Here is a 17,341-nt window from a genome sequence, read left to right on the forward strand (position 1 = left end):
GCGTACCGCTCCTTGCTTAGCCTAAGAGGTCAGCCAGGCCGCCTTCGCGGCCGAAGAAGTCATCTAAAGACGGGGCCTCAGGCCGGGCCGGCTCATTATTACCGCCGCCATTGCCACGGTTGCCGCCGTTTCCATTATTGCCACCCTGGTTCTCGGGCGGCTGCGGCGGGGCATCGTGGCCCGCATCCGGGGTCTCGGCAGGTGCTGGGCTGGCCTCTTCTTCTGGGGCGCCGTCCTGGGCTGGGCCAGTGTAGTTCTGTGCACCCTGCCCACCGGAACCGCCGCCTGGGTTATAGGCCGGGGCACCACCGCCGGCAGATACCGTGCCGAAGCGAACGGGGTAAGCCGAGGGGAATTGCTGGAATTCCTGATCCGCCAAGGAGTTATCCAATACGGACTTCCAGATCTTGGTCGGCGCGCCGGCGCCGTACATGATTCCGCCGTACTGGTCGAAGATGGCCGAGGTGTTGTCCGCGGTACCGACCCACACGGAGGTAGCAAGCTGCGGGGTGGCACCAACCATCCAGGTGTCCTTGTTGGTTCCGGAATCGCCCAGCTGGGTCGTACCGGTCTTGGAAGCCGAAGTGCGGCCGCCAGCCAGCGAGCCATTGGACCATGCCGCTACCGGCGCCATGGCCTCAAGGACGTTATTGGCCACATTCGCGGAAACGCGGCGCTCGCCCTCATCGGTTGGGTGTTCATACAGAACTTCCCCGGCGGCATTTTCTACGCGCTGCACAAAGTGCGGGTTGTGCCAGACGCCCTGGTTCGCGAGGGTGGACATCGCGGTTGCCATGTCCAGCGGACGGGACTGGTACTGGCCCAAGACCACGCCTTCAAAAGGCTGCTTGCCGTTTTCAGTCAGCGTCTCTTCGATGCCCGGCAGAGAGCGGGCAACGCCCAAGGCGTGGGCCATATCCGCGGTGTCCTGGGTGCCATTTTTCAGATCGCTCTGCAGGCGCAGGTAAGAGGTGTTCAGGGACTGCTTGGTGGCCTCGCGCAGGTCGCAGACGCCACAGCCGCCGCCCACGTTGGTAACCAGATCGGAGCCCGGCAGCTGGTACGGCGCCGAGGAGTAGTTGGTATCCAAGCTAATGCCCTGCTGCAGCGCAGCGGCGAGCGCCATAATCTTGAAGGTCGAACCGGTCTGCAGCGGGGAGTTGGCGTAGTCCCAACCGTTGGAATCATGCCCGCCAAAGTAACCGCGCACCGCACCCGTCTTCGGGTCGATGGTCACAGAGGCCGCGCGCGCGTCTTCTTGCAGCGGCGCCAGCTGGTCATCGACTGCCTGAATCGTGTTGTTTTGCACGTTCATATCGATGGTGGTGGTAATGCGCAGGCCGCCGGTGGAGACCTGGTTTTCCGTAATTCCTACGTCCTCGAGCTCGCGGATGACCTGATCCTTAATGTGGCCATTCGCACCCGGGGCTTCCGTGTATGCCGAGTACTCAGCGGGATCGCGGGTCTCTGGGAAGACCATTCCATCGCGCTCTTCCTTGCTGAGATCGCCCATGTCCACGAGGCCGTCAAGCACGTAGTTCCAGCGGCTTTCGGAACCCTCCTGGTTCACGCGGGGGTCTAGTCCAGACGGGGACTGAATGAGGCCGGCGAGCATGGCGCCTTCCTCGGGGGTGAGGTCCTTGGCGTCCTTATCAAAGTAGGCGTTGGATGCGGCCTGGATGCCGTAGGCATTGCGGCCGAAGTAGACCGTATTCAGGTAGGCGTTGAGGATGTCCTCTTTTTCCCACTCGTTGGTCATCTTGATGGAGTAGATGAGCTCGCGCGCCTTGCGCACGTAAGAGTATTCGTTGCCTACCAGGGTGTTTTTCACGTACTGCTGGGTAATCGTGGAACCACCACCGGCGGTGTCATTGCCGGTGACCTTACCCAGTACCGCGCGGCCCAAACCGGTGAAGGAAAAGCCGGAGTTATCCCAGAAGTCGCGGTCCTCTGCGGCGAGCACGGAGTCCTGCACAAAGACGGGGACCTCATCCAAGGTCACGTGCGTACGGTTGCCTTCCGGCGGAACCAAACGCGCCAACTGGGTGTCGTTATCGGAGGCATAGATGGTAGAGACCTGGTTATTGGCCAGCTCTTTGGGCTCCGGAACGGTGTACTGCGAATAGGCATACGCAAAAAGGCCTGCAGGCAGTGCCACAAAAACCAATAGGAGGGCCACAACGACCCACGGCCAGATGCGGCGCTTTTGGGGTTCTTCGCCTTCTTTGCGGCGGTCCACCTTAGTGGACTCGCCAGTAGATTCCTTCTCGGTCACTGATTCGTGTCCTCATTCATCCCTGGTAACAAACTAAATAATTGCAGCTTACTGCCTAAGGCGGTGCGCCGAAAACTAACACGCGTTAAAAGCCGTTGCAGAACGCAACAAATGATTCCAGCGGCAGTGCCGGCAGACCTCCACCTCGTGCACGGTAAATTCCAGGCCTTCGCCGACAAATTCCGCTATTTCTTTCTCGCTGCGGGCGCTCCCGGCGCGCCGGCCCAGGCTCTCGCCGTACACCCACCGGGTCAGGCGCAGGTTCTCACCGCAGACCGGGCAGGGCTTATCCATGGTGCAGCCGTGGTGCTCGGCAGCGGCCCGGAGGAGGAAGTCCGCATCGCAGACCTCATCGCGCCCCAGGTGCCCGGCGCGGTATTCGCGGACGTGTTGGGTGCGCTCCCACTCGTGGGAAAGTTCGTGCTTGAAGGCAACGGAATTCACCCGCATTATCTTAATTTCCTCTTCTTGATCGATCCATATGCCGTCGTGCTACCACCAGGCATAATTTCTGGCCTAACGTTGCGCAGGCACCACACAGCAACGAATTAATAAAGGAGCATAGTGTGTCTGACAAAGTAAAGGTCGCCATCGTCGGCGTCGGCAATTGCGCCACGTCCCTTATTCAAGGCGTGGAGTTTTATCGCAACGCCGCAGCGGAGGAAAATATTCCTGGCCTGATGCACACCCAGTTCGGGCCTTACCACGTCGGCGATATTGAATTCGTCGCGGCCTTCGATGTCGATGGGGACAAGGTGGGCAAGGATCTTGCGGAGGCTACCCGCAGCTCCCGCAACTGCACCATCACCATCGCAGACGTCCCAGACCTAGGCGTCACCGTTCAGCGCGGCCCCACCATGGATGGCCTGGGCCGCTACTACCAGGAGTCCATCACGGAATCGGACGAAGCTCCTGCCGATGTCGCAGCTGCCCTCCGCGAGGCCGGTGCCGAGGTCGTTGTTTCCTACCTGCCGGTTGGTTCCGAAGAAGCAGATAAGTTCTACGCCCAGGCCGCCATCGACGCTGGTTGCGCGTTCGTGAATGCCCTGCCGGTCTTCATTGCTTCTGACCCAGAGTGGGCCAAGAAATTTGAGGACGCAGGCCTGCCCATCGTGGGCGATGACATCAAGTCCCAGGTTGGTGCCACCATTACCCACCGCGTTATGGCAAAGCTTTTTGAAGACCGCGGCGTGCGCTTGGACCGCACGATGCAGCTCAACGTGGGCGGTAACATGGACTTTAAGAACATGCTGGAGCGCGAGCGCCTGGAGTCTAAGAAGATTTCTAAGACCCAGTCCGTGACCTCCAACGTGCACAATTCCCCTATCGCTGGCAAGCGCGCAGACCGCAACGTCCACATCGGTCCCTCGGACTACGTGGAGTGGCTGGATGACCGCAAGTGGGCCTATGTCCGCTTGGAGGGTTCCGCATTCGGCGAGGTCCCACTGAACCTGGAGTACAAGCTCGAGGTCTGGGACTCCCCTAACTCCGCCGGCATTATTATCGATGCCGTCCGCGCCGCCAAGATCGCCTTGGACCGCAAGGTCGCCGGACCGGTACTTTCCGCTTCTTCCTACCTAATGAAGTCCCCGCCAGTACAGAAGGCCGACGATGTCGCACGCAACGAGCTGGAAGATTTTATTAAGGGAAGCTAATTTTTTCGTCGCGATACTACCGCCAGGCGGTAGTGCACGATAGAATTTAGTTTTATGACGCAACACCATGATGAGACGGACCCAACGAAGTCCCCGTCCGACTACGAGGACGCGGTAGAGGTAGCCCGGGATATCCAACCGGCGCTCAATAAGTTAATTCTTATTTTCCAGCGCACCGCAGAGGGTTCATCGCTGACTACCTCGCAGGTCTCCATCATGAATCAGTTGCGCTTGCGCGGGCCTTCCCGCGTATCCACCATTGCCCAGGCGGAGCTTATCCGCATGCCCACCGCATCCAACGCGCTCTACCAACTAGAGCGCCGCGGGTTCGTGGAACGCCACCGCGATGAGGAAGATCGCCGCGGCGTGCTGGTCGCGCTCACCCAACTGGGCGAGTCCGAATTGGCCATAGTTTCCGGGCAACGTGCCGCGGCCCTTGCAGAGATTATGCGGTGGCTCGAGCCCGGGGACTTGGCTACCGCGCGCGAGATGGGCGCGGTCATTTCCAAGCTTGCGGATGTCTACCGCCCCACCATGGATAGCGAGTAGCGAGCTTACGGCGGCATGTAATTTTAGTTTTGCGGCCACAACAGACGATAATGAGCTTTAGTACTCACTAAGCTTTCGCATACATATTCTTTCTATGGGCAAAAAATCTAAACAACCGCTGCTGCCGACCCTGCATAAGGGCTCGGTCAAAGAGCCGCTGCGCATCCTCATTTCCTGGAGTCCTTCCTCTTCCGGTACCGAACCCCTCGAATTCGCCGCCTGGCTATCGCGCACCGCGGTGATTGAGGTACGCGTTATTTCCACGGTTTTCCAGCCTTGGACCACGACGTCTTTGTCCAAGCTGGGCGGGAAATACAAAAAATGGTTTAAAGAGCAGAAGCAAGCATGCGCGACAGCCACCGCTGCGGCCCTGACGGAGGCAGGTATCCCGGAAAAGTACTGGAACGATACGCCCTCCGTGCTTGTCGATGGCCCCTCCCGCCCCCAGCTCCTTACTGAGATGGCCCAGGATTTTCAGGCCGATATCATCCTTCTAGGCCCCAACCAGGCCGCACCCAAGGGCCGCTTTTTCCCCGGTTCCACCGCGGATACCCTCCTGCACTACTCGCCACTATCCTTAGGGCTTATCCCGCGCAAGGCCAAATTATCGAAGCACGGCGTGACCCGCTTTAATTTTGTCATTACAGAGCGCGGTGAGCGCGCGGATAGGGAATTATTAGGCGCAGCCGCGCTGGCGGATCGCTGGGATCTACCACTGCGCATCTTGGCCTTCTCAGCGGATGACCTGCTTCATTCCCCGTCGAAGGATAAAAGCGATATTGCGCTTAAGCTCACCGCGGAGTGGCACGAGGATTCGTTGGCCATGCTCGACCGGGCCCGCGACCACATCCAAGATGCCTACCCGGAGGTCGAGGTCACCTCCGAGATCGGCTCTGGCGCCGGGTGGTCCGGTGCCGTTGATTCGCTCAAGTGGAAAAAGGGCGATCTGATGTTGATGGCCTCTGCCCCACAAGGCCCCATCGCGCGGGTCTTTTTGGGTTCTACCGCAACCGAGTTGCTCCCTCATATTCGCGTACCGGTACTCATTCACCCCGCGACCGACTAGGCTTAATGTATGAGCTCGCGCCCAGAGCACCCCGAAAACGACCTGACGACCGACGCCGATTATGCCAACCTGCGTCGGCCTGAGCCGCAAAGCTTCGATGATTTGGCAGATGAGCCCGATCCCGTCGAGGTAGCCGCCGCCAACCGGCGCTCTACCCGCCAAGCCATCTGGTACATGGTTTCCGTGCTGGTCATCTCCGCGCTGTATGGCTTCGGCGTCGCGCTCTTTTCGCGCCTTACCGGCGGCCCCCTGTGCGAGGACGGCACCGCAAGCTGGCTGTGTACTGAGGGCCAAAGAAACTTCTTTGCCATTTCCACCATGATCATCCCCCTGCTAGGCATGATTGGCTGCGCGATCATTATGGTGCGCAAACTGCGCCGCTACCTGCGCTGGCGCAGCTGGATGGCGATCTTCTGGGTGATGGCCTTCAATTTCATGATCTGGGCCATTAGCGATATCCAGCTAATTCTGGTGGACTCGGCTGCCGTATAGAGAATCGCACGGGCCTGACCCCCAGAAATTAGATACGTCGAAGGATCAGGTCCGCAATTAGAATCTACGGTTTCGGATACGTCCCGTTGCGGTAATTATCTTCTTCCAGCACTAGCGTTAGCTGCTCTATCACCAAAGTAATAGACCAGGTGGCCATCTATTTTTGCATTTAGCTTGCGGGTAACTTCCTTTCGAGGATAGGTAAAAGTTGATTCGAAAGGTAGCCACGATAATCGCCTTATTGTGCACCGGCACGAGGCTTACCGCGGGCTACAGATACACCACAATAAAGGACACAACCGGTCAGGCCCATGTTCGGGCAGTCAAAAGTGTCATGAAAGTTTACCACGGTGTTACCTGGGCCGTTAGTCGTCTCAGCCCAGATTGAACTAATTGACACCCAATTCCCGCAGATGTCGGTGAGGGAGTCTGAAACGCTACCTTGTAGGGGGCGCATTGATGGAACCAAACGGTTTCACGAAGTTTCGGACTTTGACGTCCACGGAAAACAGTAGTGAGCACTTTTCGCCCAGACCATCCACGTAGGTCGTAACGGTGCTCCAGACACAAGACGCTTCAGTATTCTGAAATTGGCACTATGCCGATTCTAGGTGGATTGAAGGTATTGGTCTAGGCCGGCCATTTCAAGCTCTTCGCGGAACGTATTCTCGTGGTAGTTTTGAGAATCGATTTTGAACGCGATGTTAACTTGATGGATTGCCCTGGTGATTCCGACGTAGGCGACGTTGAGGGTTTCATCGGATCCCGGTGTATCTCGATGCTTCAGTACTTTCGTAAGAAGAGAATCTTCCCCGGGCGGACGCCAAGAATCGATAACGACCGACACTTTTGGAAATTCGAGCCCCTTTACACTGTGAATTGTGCCTCTATACTTGACATCAAGCGTCCCAAGCTTTTTCTCTGGTGGCTGGCTCCATAGCCTCTTCGTCAAGGACGGGAACTCCTGACCGTGTCTGTTGACAAAGACGTCAGGCATGCCCATTAGAACGCCATTAAGATGAAGCTTAGCGAGCACACTTTCCTGCAGCCATGCTTCGAAATCTATGCGAGACAATTCTCGTATAAGCCCGTCCGTATTGCAGATGGCCTGGGTTGCAAGAACACGGGACAGCTCACCCTCGCCTTTCGCCAATAGATACTCGCCTTCATTACTTTTAGGATTAGGTCTAATGCACATCAATGGAAGGAGACGCTGGAACGAATCTATAAGTACAGTGATTTGAGAAGCATTGACGTTGTCAGAAGCGTGTTGCAAAGAGAGCAATTGCGTATAAACTTCATGGGCAGGATCTCTTTCTTGCCCGAAAGCTGGAATATCACCAAATATGTCATCAAGGGTCTGTGCTCTGTGGCTCAGAACGGTCCAGCCATCTCGGATTATATTTCTGCTGCCGTCTAATGAGTTTAGCTTTTGGATGTATTCTGCAGGATTCGAGTAGGTGAATATTGAGACTGCCGACGATGAGGATGGGAATTCTAAAGGGGAAATTTTTGAATGCAGCCCCGTTTTTTGAAATTTGTTAGCGAAATCACATATTGCATTGTTGGAACGGAATGAGCGACGTAAGACGAAGCTTTTTTGAGAAGCTAGCGGTGCAAAAACTGGTGCGGGCGCTGATATATCTCTGAAACCGTAAATAGCCTGCTTTTTATCGCCAATAATGAAGACATCGGCATTGTTTCTCCGGAGTTCGTCCACCAAGCACCATTCGAAGCGGTTACAGTCCTGTGCTTCGTCAATATAGATGCTCGGAAAGCGCAGCGCAATCAATTTTAAAAGCTGTTTCGTTAATTCTTCGGCTTTAGCAGCGTCAGAGGATTCGATATTGCCAGTTAAGATTTCCTTTAGTTTAAAGCGGATGAGTTTGCTCGACCAGGCCCCTTCGCAAAACTTTTGATGATAGGCGTTGGCAAGAGCGTTGGAGAAGCCCGGATCTTCAGCCCACCGTTTGAACGATTTTTTATTGCCTTTGTATGTTCCGTCGGGTTCGAAATGCTGAATATTGACGGTAGATTTGCCATTTGACGGGGTTGGGATTCTCGAATTTGGAATCCGTTCGAAAGATGGAACAAATCTATACTTAATGTCAGGCCAAAGATACGACGCAAGAGGACGTGCTAGATAAGCATTAATGAAGGAATCAAAAGTTAAGACGCGTGACTGTGTCAGCCGTCGGTTAGCTTCAATATCAAAAGTTTCGTAGCTAGTGAGCTTGGCTTGAAAAGAATTGACAGCGGTGTTGGTGAAAGTCAATAGAAGAAATGGCTTCCCGCCGGCTGAGCTCAACATTCTTTTTATGTGCTCGGAAATGATGAATGTTTTTCCAGAACCTGGGTCTGCATCGATGAAAAAAGGCTGGTCTGTGTCAATGATGGCCTGCTGTTCGGGGGTCAGTTCGATTTTGCTCATGATCAATCGTTTTCAGTTACGAGGGCGTTTACAAACTTCTCGAGTTCTGACGGGAGTATTTCAAAGGCTAACTCACGGTTAGAAATTTCGAAGGCGAGTTCTTGTGCGAAATTTGCTTTCTTGAGGGACGATTTCCTTATGCGGTTCCAAATGGCATCGCCTTTGTCGACAATGTCTGGCTCTGCCCACTTCTTAGGTGTTTCACCCTCTCGAAAGGCGGACAGTGCGGTTTTGTAAAGAAGGCAGTGATTGTTCTGGAAAATATTTTTCATCGCATCTAGAAGGCGAGAGTCGTTCGCGAGAAATCGAAGTCTTAGAGCAAGAATGATTAGTTCATGTTCGAAGGTGCTGTGGGAAAGAAACCCTCCGAATTGGGGATACTGATGGTCCCACCCTGTTCTGGAAAGGCTTAGTTTGTCCAAGCGGGCTCCTCCCGCCGTGGCCTTGATTGGCTCGTTACGGATCCGGCTCGTTTGTCCCCATTGGTCCTCAGACCAGTCGGCATCAGTAAGTACGGCAAGTCTTCTTTGCGTCATGCCACTTCTCGACAGCTTTAGAAGGTTCCAGTGCGGACTGAAAGACGCGGATTGCACGCTACAAATACACAGCGACTCCCGTAGACGTTGGATTCTTCTTTTGCTGCTTGATTTGTCAGGTGAAGTCCCGCGTATATATGCCTCGAAAAGTGCAGGAAGGAGAAGCTCCTCGGCCGTACCTTCCACTAGTAAGACATGCTTACTGAAAATAGCTTCAGGGCGGTGGGATAAGAAAAACCTGTTCAACTTGGCTTTTTCTTCCTGACTGTTTTGGAGGCTATTTGCATGCCAGAAGATGGTTTCTTGGCCTTCCTTGTTTAGCCCACAAAGTGACTGGCAACCTGCCTTGGCTGCGATAACAGGAGAATGTGTGGTGAGTAGAATTTGCAGGTTATCCTTCTCAGCTGCGTGCACTTTAAGAAAATCCACAAGTGTCTCTTGCAATTTTGGATGCAAATGAGCTTCGGGTTCTTCAATGAGGAGAATGCTAAAAACATCTTTTGGTTGGTTGCTTAGCTCAAGGAGGAGCGTAGCTAGGTAAAGCAGGTTTGCGTATCCAAGGCCAACGTCATCAATTTCCCATGACTCACCGTTTTCAAGGAATGAGAGCCGAAACCTTCTCATGAGTCGCGAGAGATCTTGGTCATTGACTAGCATCGTGATGGAGGAGTTTTCGGATTGTGTGAGCTTGGACAACTCCTCATTGATTTTGATTGGAAGGCTTGCGAGCGAAGAATTGCCCTCTTCGTCGTCATCGCTCAATAATAGTCTTTCTAGCTTTTGGACTTGGGATTTTAGTTCTTGCTCGGCCTCAGGGTGACCCGAGACTAAGCGGAAGATTCTAGCCAATCGGGTTCCCGTATGGTGTTTGAACTCTCTTTTGGCGTCCCTCAGTGGTTCGATGTAGACGTAGTGGACAAGGCTCCTATTGGGCAATGAGTCCCATCCGACGAGTTGGTCTTGGATTGTGGGTATTGTACGGATACGCCCTGAATTGGTCTCCAATTCAAATCTCTTACCGAACGTTACGGTATCAAGCTCATTACCAAGAGCCTCAACATATCGAGCTTTTTCTTCTATTGAGAGTCCTTCGAAAACCAGAGAGGCTGAGGCGCGATGGATGCTGCTTCTAGTGCTAGTCCTAGTGAAGTCGTCCTCACTTATCCATCGGGGGTGGACTGAATCTCTTGGTGACAGAGCAAGACGAATTGCGTCAATCAGAGAGGATTTACCGCAATTATTCGGCCCGACAATAACATTTAGATTTGGGGTAAAGCTAGCGACTAAATTTTCAAGCCCGCGAATTCCCTCGATCTTGAGTTGAGACAGGAACATTTTCCCATTATACCACTCTCGCCAGTGAACTATAGCTACTGAATTTTCTATGGGGATGTCGGTGTGGTGGAGTCAGTCCTGCGCGTCGAGTTGGTGGGAGGCGGTGCCGAAGCCGAGGAGGGCGATGGTGGGCGGCAGGCGGCGGAAAGCGAGAGCAGCGTTAGAAAGGTTTGTTTGTTTTCTACGATGAGGACGTGGGGAGGAGCGCCTGGAAAGAGACGGACTGGGGCGAGAGGAACTTCGATATCCGGAAGCGCTGGCGCGTGGTTGAAGTAGCACAGGCGCAGGCGGGTATCGCTGCGCCGAAATCCTAAGCCCATGATGCCAAACGGTGCGATGAATGTGATGAGTAAGCGGCGGTGGGGACCGATCCACTTGCCGTCTACACCTTCTACTGGGGCGCCCCGTTCCCATTTGCTGGAGTCAGGGTTGGCATGCAACCAAGTTAAACACGGCGCGAGGCGGCGCAGGTCATAGGTACTTAAGTCCCTCCACTGGAAGTAGGTCCGGTGGATGATGTGGGCGAAAGCCGGGAGAGTCAGGGAAGATAGCAGCGATGCCCTGCGCACGCTCAAGGACGCGGGTGTTTGCGGTAGCGAGTCCTACAGCAGCTGTGATGCGTTCTGGCACCGTTGATCGTTACATGGGTGGAAACATTGTTCTTGCCGGTCAAGTCCCGTGTAGTGGTGTAGCCGTTTGTGCTTTCGGCTCGGTATGAAGTTCGGGGTTTGGTTAGGCGGTTAGCTGGTTGTGGTCACCATTGGCGTCTCCTGTGCGGTGCATGAGGTGTCTGGTGTGTTCGAGTGCGGTCAGTGACATGTAGCGTTTTTGTTGGATCCAATCGTCGTGTTGCTCGGCTAGGACCGCACCGACAAGCCGGATGATGGATTCACGGTTCCAGAAGATGCCCACAACATCGGTGCGCCGGCGGATTTCCCGGTTTAACCGTTCTGTGGGGTTATTCGACCAGACCTTCGACCACACCGACTTCGGGGCTGCGGTAAACGCCAGTACTTCATCGAGTGATTCCTCCAGATAGGTCGCAACTTGCGGGAACTTCGGCTCTATTAGATCGACTACCTCACGGGCTTGGGACCAGGTGGATTGGGCATCTGGTTGTTGAAAGATGGTCTGGAACATTGCAGAGACCATAGGCCACTGTGTCTTCGGGACCTTCTCGTAAAGGTTCTTCGCAAAATGGGTGCGGCACCGCTGCCACGACGCATCAGGTAGCACTTCGGAAATGGCGTGCTGGATGCCTTCGTGGGCATCACTGGTAACCAAGTAGACATCGGAAAGCCCACGAGCTTTTAAGTCTTGGAAGAAGCCTTTCCACGACGCGTTGGATTCCGTGGTGGCGACATGCATGCCAAGCATCTCGCGATACCCGTCAGCGTTGACCCCAGTGGCAAGCAGCACTGAGCATTTGACCACACGGCCGCCTTCGCGCACTTTGATTGTCAGCGCGTCGCAGGACAGGTAGGCGTAGCCGCCGGGATCGAGCGGACGATTTTTGAAATCGGCGACCATCTCGTCGAGTTCTTCTGACATGCGTGAAACTTGGGATTTCGACATGTTGGCAATGCCTAGTGTTGCCACTAGATCATTCATCCTGCGGGTGGAAACCCCTTTGAGGTAGCAGGTTGCAATGACGGTCGATAAGGCCCGTTCTGCCCGCGTACGGCGTTCTAACAACCAGTCCGGGAAGAATGCGCCGTGACGCAACTTCGGTACTGCGACATCGATCGTGCCGACACGGGTGTCAAGGTCGCGGTGGCGGTACCCATTGCGGTGGTTGACGCGTTCGATGGAGGCAACGCCGTATTCGGCGCCGCAGACGGTGTCGGCCTGGGCGGAGAGGATTTGGTTGATAAACCCTTGCAGCATCTGGCGCATCAAGTCAGGGGAGGCTTGAGCGAGCAGATCATCCAAGTAGGTTGCAGGGTCGATAGAATGTGGTGCAGCGGTCATCGTCATATGCCTTTCGGTGAGATGTGGTAGTTGAGTCGAAAGGTTAACTGACGGTGACCGCCCCACTATTTCCGGGGCCCACCATCAGCAAGCGTTACACCACACTAAAGGACGCAACCCTCCATTACCCAATATTGCGAGGTTATCCTCGTTTAGTAAACGCCCGATTAGTGCGGATCTTGTGTCCGTAGGAGAGGATGTTCATTGTGAGTCAACAACGCCAAAATGCATCGGAGTATCGAGTGAGGCTGCAAATCTTGTGATTGAGTCGCAGCGCCCGATTGCGCATGTGGCTCAAGGAGATTGGGGTCGCACCAGGCCTTTTAGGCCGGTAGGTCAAAAAATGAGCAACAAGGCGAGGATCCTCCAATGGGCTATAAGGACCTGATCCCTGCTTGGTAGACACCTGATATCCAGCCCAGTCGAGCCGGCAAAGAAGGTAATCTACCACCATGTCCGGGTACTAAGAACAGTTTACACGCGATGGTGTAGCCCCCTATGAAAACAACGAGGAACTCTCACTGAACTCAGCATCGGCCGAGCTTGGAATCAACCGCGCCTCGCTACATGTCGGATGCAGTTGGTTTGTACCGGTGTTTCAGTACCGCGGTACTGGTGTGTTCCGGGTAGTAGTTACTGGCCCGGGCCAAGCGATACCTAGCCCGGACCGAGTGTTGTGTGCTTAGGCCTCAGGTTTACCGGGCAGTAGCTTTGCGTATATCAAAGTCCTCGATTCGGATTCGATAGCCATTGTTTAGTCGGCTGACCAACGAATGGGGGTCAGGTCCAGTAGCTCCAAAGCTAGGGGTTTCATGGCACACTGCCCGTCAACGGACTCAGCACGCTCGTCGTGCGAGAAAAATCCCAAAACCTGTGCCTGAGAATGTGGCGGCCGAAAACGCGAAGCTCCGTCGTGAAAATCACCAGCTACGCGACACTAATGAACTTCTGAAGGCTGCCTCAGCTTTTTTCACCTCACGTCCAAACCCGAAACGTTAAGAAATGATCCGGTTCATCGATGAATACCGGAATCGTTTCACTGCCCGAGTTCATGTGTAAGACGCTTCAAAATAGCCGGGCTGGTGAGTTTATTACCTCGCGTGACTGCTGTCAATCTACATCTCGTGGCATGAGTGCCCGCAGACTTCCTGACGCAGCTGTGCTCGAGCACCTTCGCCATGTTCATGCTGCTAACTATGGTCTTTATGGTGCGCGGAAGATGCGGCACGCGCTATGCCGTGAAGGAATCGCTATCGGCTGTGAGCAGAATGCCAGATTGATGCGTATGGCCGGCCTGTCAGATAAAGGCGGTCACCTGTCACTACCGGCAGACCCAAGGGGGCGGTTCTGTGCCCAGATCTAGTTGGTCGACGGTTCACAGCCACTGGGCCCAACCGGGGGGTGGGTCGCAGACATTACCTATGTACGGACACGAAAAGGATTCGTCTACACCGCTTTTGTCGCCGACTTATAGAGGGCCACACCGTCGCGTGTGAACTGTTCGGAGTACCTGGACATGATGGCAAGATTACCAATCTTGCCAGCCCGACCGGGCTGGATATCAAGTGTCCACCGAACAGGGGCCAGGTCCTAGCAACTTCTCACAATCCATAATCAAAACTTCGAATTTTGATCGACGAGATTTGCAGCCACCTCGGCGCAATCCGGCCTCCCGCAATGCTGGGTTTCCACATTCTGGATGCAGTCATCACAGATGAGCACCTGCTGGCGGCACGTGTCCTCGTTAATGCAGTTGTGGAAGGTATTAGTACCCTTGCCGCAGTGCACGCAGTGACCCAATTGGATAAAGCCCGGGTCTTCTAGTCCTTGGCCGAACTCCTGGTGCATGCGCTTGTCAAAGACGTACATGGAGCCTTCCCACAGCCCATCATTGCCGTACTTTTCGCCGTAGCGCACGATGCCACCATCAATCTGGTAGATCTCGTTGAAGCCGCGATTCTTCATCAGGGAGGAAAGGACCTCGCACCGGATGCCGCCGGTACAATAAGAGACGACCGGTTTGTCCTTCATCCAGTCATATTTGCCGGATTCCAGCTCTTCAATGAAGTCATGGGTGGTGCGCACATCCGGCACGACGGCATTTTTGAATTTGCCAATCTCTGCTTCCATCGCATTGCGCCCATCAAAGAAGACGACCTCATCGCCGCGCTCTTCTACCAGCTTGTTGACCTCTTCCGGCTTGAGGTGTGTACCGCCGCCAACGACGCCGTTCTCATCCACCTTCAGCTCGCCCGGGGCACCAAAGGCCACGATTTCATCGCGCACCTTAACCGATAGGCGCGGGAAATCATCGGCTCCGCCATCGGACCACTTAAACTGCATGCGCTTAAAGCCCGGGTACTCACGGGTTTGGCGCACGTAGCGCTTGCAGGCATCCATGTCGCCGCCGACGGTGCCATTGATGCCGTGTTCCGAAATGAGGATGCGCCCCTTCAAGCCCAAGGACTCGCACAGGGTGCGCTGCCACAGCATGACGGCGGTCGGATCCTCGATGGGGGTAAAGCAGTAATACAGGAGAACTTTGCCGATAGTCACGCCCATAATCTTAGGCGCGCTACCGGCAAGATCCCCAATTCCTTAGCGCTTCTGGTACAGCGCCTTCTTGCGGGCGAAAACCGGATCAGAGGTCACGAGCACACCAAGGTTGCGGAAGATTCCCTCATCCACCGAGCCCAGGATGGTGGTGGTGTGGACGTCGCAGCCGGCGAGTTCCTTGATCTGTTCCAGCGCCTTGCGGGCATCCTCGTCCTTCGCGGCGGATACGGATAGCGCGATGAGCACCTCATCGGTGTGCAGGCGGGGGTTGGAAGAGCCCAGGTGCTTCGTCTTCAGCGTTTGGATTGGCTCTATCGATTCCGGCGAGAGCAGGTGGGTATCGTCATCGATGCCGGCCAGGTACTTGAGGGCATTGAGCAGCATCGCCGCGGAGCAGCCCAGCAGCGGGGAGGTGCGGCCGGTGATGATAGTGCCATCGTGAAGCTGCATCGCGGAGGCGGGTCCATCGGTTTCCTCCGCGCGCTTGCGGGCCGGGCCCACTACTGGGCGGTCATCGACCTTGATGCCGGCCTTCGCCATGACGACGGCAGCGCGCTCAGACTGCTCATCGCCCAGCCCGGCGCGGGCTTCTTCTACCTTGGCCTTGAAGTAGCGGCGGATGATTTCCTGTTGGGCGGCGGCGCGGCAGACCGCATCATCGGTAATGCAGTAGCCGGCCATATTCACGCCCATGTCCGTGGGCGATTCGTACGGCGTGGTGCCGGTGAGCTTTTCCAGCAGGGTCCGCAGCAGCGGGAAGGCCTCAACGTCGCGGTTGTAGTTCACCGTGGATTCGCCGTGGGCGCTCAAGTGGAAGTGGTCAATAATATTGGAATCGTTGAGATCCACCGTGGCTGCCTCATAGGCCAGGTTAACCGGGTGCTCGAGGGGCAGGTTCCAGATGGGGAAGGTCTCAAACTTGGCGTAACCAGCGTTATTGCCGCGCTGGTGCTCGTGGTAGACCTGCGATAGTGCGGTGGCGAGCTTGCCGGAACCAGGGCCTGGGGCGGTGACGACGACCAAGTCCCGGGAGGTTTCCGCGAACTCGTTCTTGCCAAGGCCATCCTCGGAGACAATGAGGTCCGTATTCGTGGGATAGCCAGGGATAACGCGGTGGCGGGCAACCTTGAGGCCGAGGCGCTCGAGCTTTTCGATGAACGCTTCTGCCTGTGCATTTCCGTCTTCCACCTGGGTCATGACGATGTTTTCAACCAAGAAGCCGCGGCTGCGGAATACGTCCACCAAGCGCAGGAGATCATCTTCATACAGGATGTCTAAATCAGCGCGTACCTTGTGGCGAGCAATGTCTTTGGCGTTGATGCACGGGAGGATTTCGATTTCCTCTTTGATGCGCTCCAGCATGGCGATCTTGTTATCCGGGGTAAAGCCCGGCAGCACGCGGGAGGCGTGCATATCATCGAAAAGCTTGCCGCCCATTTCCAGATAGAGCTTTCCGCCGATTTCTTCGCGGCGGGCCTGGATGTGCTTTGACTGCAGCTCAATGTATTTTTCTCGGTCAAAACCGATTTTATGCGTCATGATTTATCGACCCTTCAATAGAAATAAAATCAATCCGCGCTTCGAGTTTACTCTTTTTCATCCTCCGGCGCCACGCGCCCTAGTTGGGGGCGACCAATGATGTCACTACACTGAAGCTATGCCTGAAGGTCACGTGATCCACCGCCTAGCCCTCACACTCAACGCTGACTATCGCGGGATGCCACTCAGCGTGACCAGCCCGCAAGGCCGGTTTGCCACCGAGGCGGCCATCCTGGACGGTACAGAAATCGACCACGCAGAGGCCTTTGGCAAGCACCTCTTCGTGCACTTCACCGCCGCCAACCCGGCACATATCCTCTATATTCACCTAGGGCTCATCGGCAAGCTCAGCTTCGAACCGCGCGAGGAAACCCGCGGGCAGATCCGCATACGCATAGACAATGGGGCGCAGGCCGCGCAGCTGCGCGGGCCCCAATTCTGCCTGCTGCTCACGGAGGAGGATTACCAGGCGCGGCTGACCAAAGTGGGCCAAGATCCGCTCCGCGCCGATGCCGATCCTGAAGTCCTGTGGGCCAAGGTGAGCAAATCCCGCCGCAGCATCGGTTCCCTCATGATGGACCAGCACCTGTATGCCGGTGTGGGCAATATCTACCGCGCGGAGGCCCTCTTTCGCGCCGGCCTCTCCCCCTTCACCCCTGGCAAGGATGTTTCCCGTGAAACATTCTTCGCCATCTGGAAAGACCTGGTAGAGCTCATGAACTACGGCGTAGAGCACGGCCGCATCGATACCGTGCGCGCCGAGCACTCCCCCGAGGCCATGGGCCGCGACCCGCGCAAGGATGATCACGGCGGCGAAGTCTACGTCTACCGGCGCGCCGGCCTGCCCTGCTATGTCTGCGGCACGCCGATTACGGAACAAGTAATGGAGGGCCGAAACCTCTTCTGGTGCCCCACCTGCCAATCTGCTGCTTAAGG

At 55.6% G+C, this 17,341-nt stretch carries 14 protein-coding genes; 6 read left to right on the forward strand and 8 right to left on the reverse strand.

Annotated features, from left to right (window positions below):
* Positions 1 to 16 precede the first annotated feature (16 nt).
* Both HMPREF1261_RS01650 and HMPREF1261_RS01655 read right to left on the reverse strand, forming a co-directional pair.
* Positions 17 to 2,275, reverse strand: coding sequence for a transglycosylase domain-containing protein (locus tag HMPREF1261_RS01650; RefSeq protein WP_023029727.1), 2,259 nt, complete (start codon positions 2,273 to 2,275; stop codon positions 17 to 19).
* Positions 2,276 to 2,350: 75 nt separating this feature from the next.
* The gene (locus HMPREF1261_RS01655; RefSeq protein WP_023029728.1) at positions 2,351 to 2,725 is read right to left on the reverse strand and encodes a DUF5318 family protein; all 375 of its coding nucleotides are present in this window, start codon (positions 2,723 to 2,725) and stop codon (positions 2,351 to 2,353) included.
* 116 nt (positions 2,726 to 2,841) lie between these two features.
* On the opposite strand from HMPREF1261_RS01655, the gene HMPREF1261_RS01660 reads away from it, so the two are divergent.
* The 4 genes from HMPREF1261_RS01660 (at position 2,842) to HMPREF1261_RS01675 (ending at position 6,037) form a co-directional block, all read left to right on the forward strand.
* Positions 2,842 to 3,930, forward strand: coding sequence for an inositol-3-phosphate synthase (locus tag HMPREF1261_RS01660; protein ID WP_023016356.1), 1,089 nt, complete (start codon positions 2,842 to 2,844; stop codon positions 3,928 to 3,930).
* A 54-nt stretch (positions 3,931 to 3,984) separates the two neighbouring features.
* Complete coding sequence (locus HMPREF1261_RS01665) at positions 3,985 to 4,479, forward strand: MarR family winged helix-turn-helix transcriptional regulator (RefSeq protein WP_005280408.1); 495 nt, start codon at positions 3,985 to 3,987, stop codon at positions 4,477 to 4,479.
* A 94-nt stretch (positions 4,480 to 4,573) separates the two neighbouring features.
* Positions 4,574 to 5,545, forward strand: coding sequence for a universal stress protein (locus HMPREF1261_RS01670; protein ID WP_023027982.1), 972 nt, complete (start codon positions 4,574 to 4,576; stop codon positions 5,543 to 5,545).
* Positions 5,546 to 5,554: 9 nt separating this feature from the next.
* Positions 5,555 to 6,037, forward strand: a complete 483-nt coding sequence (locus HMPREF1261_RS01675; RefSeq protein ID WP_023027983.1) for a hypothetical protein — start codon at positions 5,555 to 5,557, stop codon at positions 6,035 to 6,037.
* 607 nt (positions 6,038 to 6,644) lie between these two features.
* On the opposite strand, the gene HMPREF1261_RS01680 is transcribed toward HMPREF1261_RS01675, so the two are convergent.
* The 4 genes from HMPREF1261_RS01680 to HMPREF1261_RS01690 all read right to left on the reverse strand — a co-directional run bounded on the left by HMPREF1261_RS01680 (position 6,645) and on the right by HMPREF1261_RS01690 (position 12,310).
* Positions 6,645 to 8,468 (reverse strand): UvrD-helicase domain-containing protein, encoded by a 1,824-nt coding sequence (locus HMPREF1261_RS01680; RefSeq protein WP_023029729.1) that lies wholly within the window; start codon positions 8,466 to 8,468, stop codon positions 6,645 to 6,647.
* A 2-nt stretch (positions 8,469 to 8,470) separates the two neighbouring features.
* A complete protein-coding gene (locus tag HMPREF1261_RS01685; protein WP_023027985.1) occupies positions 8,471 to 10,339 on the reverse strand; it encodes an ATP-dependent endonuclease in 1,869 nt (622 codons plus the stop codon).
* Between the two features lie 47 nt (positions 10,340 to 10,386).
* A complete protein-coding gene (locus HMPREF1261_RS12255; protein ID WP_023029730.1) occupies positions 10,387 to 10,908 on the reverse strand; it encodes a DUF3322 domain-containing protein in 522 nt (173 codons plus the stop codon).
* Positions 10,909 to 11,071: 163 nt separating this feature from the next.
* Positions 11,072 to 12,310 carry an IS256 family transposase gene (locus tag HMPREF1261_RS01690; protein WP_023029712.1) on the reverse strand — a complete coding sequence of 413 codons (1,239 nt, stop codon included), beginning with the start codon at positions 12,308 to 12,310 and terminating at the stop codon, positions 11,072 to 11,074.
* Between the two features lie 1,129 nt (positions 12,311 to 13,439).
* Between HMPREF1261_RS01690 and HMPREF1261_RS13200 the strand changes: the two genes are divergently transcribed.
* Positions 13,440 to 13,673, forward strand: a complete 234-nt coding sequence (locus HMPREF1261_RS13200; RefSeq protein ID WP_367317541.1) for an IS3 family transposase — start codon at positions 13,440 to 13,442, stop codon at positions 13,671 to 13,673.
* 251 nt (positions 13,674 to 13,924) lie between these two features.
* Here the strand turns inward: HMPREF1261_RS13200 and HMPREF1261_RS01695 are convergent, their stop codons facing one another.
* Both HMPREF1261_RS01695 and HMPREF1261_RS01700 read right to left on the reverse strand, forming a co-directional pair.
* Complete coding sequence (locus HMPREF1261_RS01695; protein ID WP_034657981.1) at positions 13,925 to 14,866, reverse strand: rhodanese-related sulfurtransferase; 942 nt, start codon at positions 14,864 to 14,866, stop codon at positions 13,925 to 13,927.
* A 42-nt stretch (positions 14,867 to 14,908) separates the two neighbouring features.
* Positions 14,909 to 16,405, reverse strand: coding sequence for a DUF1846 domain-containing protein (locus tag HMPREF1261_RS01700; RefSeq protein WP_023027989.1), 1,497 nt, complete (start codon positions 16,403 to 16,405; stop codon positions 14,909 to 14,911).
* A 118-nt stretch (positions 16,406 to 16,523) separates the two neighbouring features.
* On the opposite strand from HMPREF1261_RS01700, the gene HMPREF1261_RS01705 reads away from it, so the two are divergent.
* On the forward strand, positions 16,524 to 17,339 hold the full coding sequence (locus HMPREF1261_RS01705; protein ID WP_023029731.1) for an Fpg/Nei family DNA glycosylase: 816 nt from the start codon (positions 16,524 to 16,526) through the stop codon (positions 17,337 to 17,339).
* Positions 17,340 to 17,341: the final 2 nt, after the last annotated feature.

This window comes from Corynebacterium sp. KPL1818 (assembly GCF_000478135.1).
Lineage (GTDB): Bacteria > Actinomycetota > Actinomycetes > Mycobacteriales > Mycobacteriaceae > Corynebacterium > Corynebacterium accolens.

Excerpts from the sequence above, each read along its gene's own strand:
- HMPREF1261_RS01655 (WP_023029728.1), bottom strand. The coding sequence starts at position 2,725 with ATGCGGGTGAATTCCGTTGCCTTCAAGCACGAACTTTCCCACGAGTGG.
- HMPREF1261_RS01665 (WP_005280408.1), top strand. The coding sequence starts at position 3,985 with ATGACGCAACACCATGATGAGACGGACCCAACGAAGTCCCCGTCCGAC.
- HMPREF1261_RS01670 (WP_023027982.1), top strand. The coding sequence starts at position 4,574 with ATGGGCAAAAAATCTAAACAACCGCTGCTGCCGACCCTGCATAAGGGC.
- HMPREF1261_RS01675 (WP_023027983.1), top strand. The coding sequence starts at position 5,555 with ATGAGCTCGCGCCCAGAGCACCCCGAAAACGACCTGACGACCGACGCC.
- HMPREF1261_RS01680 (WP_023029729.1), bottom strand. The coding sequence starts at position 8,468 with ATGAGCAAAATCGAACTGACCCCCGAACAGCAGGCCATCATTGACACA.
- HMPREF1261_RS01685 (WP_023027985.1), bottom strand. The coding sequence starts at position 10,339 with ATGTTCCTGTCTCAACTCAAGATCGAGGGAATTCGCGGGCTTGAAAAT.
- HMPREF1261_RS01690 (WP_023029712.1), bottom strand. The coding sequence starts at position 12,310 with ATGACCGCTGCACCACATTCTATCGACCCTGCAACCTACTTGGATGAT.
- HMPREF1261_RS13200 (WP_367317541.1), top strand. The coding sequence starts at position 13,440 with ATGAGTGCCCGCAGACTTCCTGACGCAGCTGTGCTCGAGCACCTTCGC.
- HMPREF1261_RS01700 (WP_023027989.1), bottom strand. The coding sequence starts at position 16,405 with ATGACGCATAAAATCGGTTTTGACCGAGAAAAATACATTGAGCTGCAG.
- HMPREF1261_RS01705 (WP_023029731.1), top strand. The coding sequence starts at position 16,524 with ATGCCTGAAGGTCACGTGATCCACCGCCTAGCCCTCACACTCAACGCT.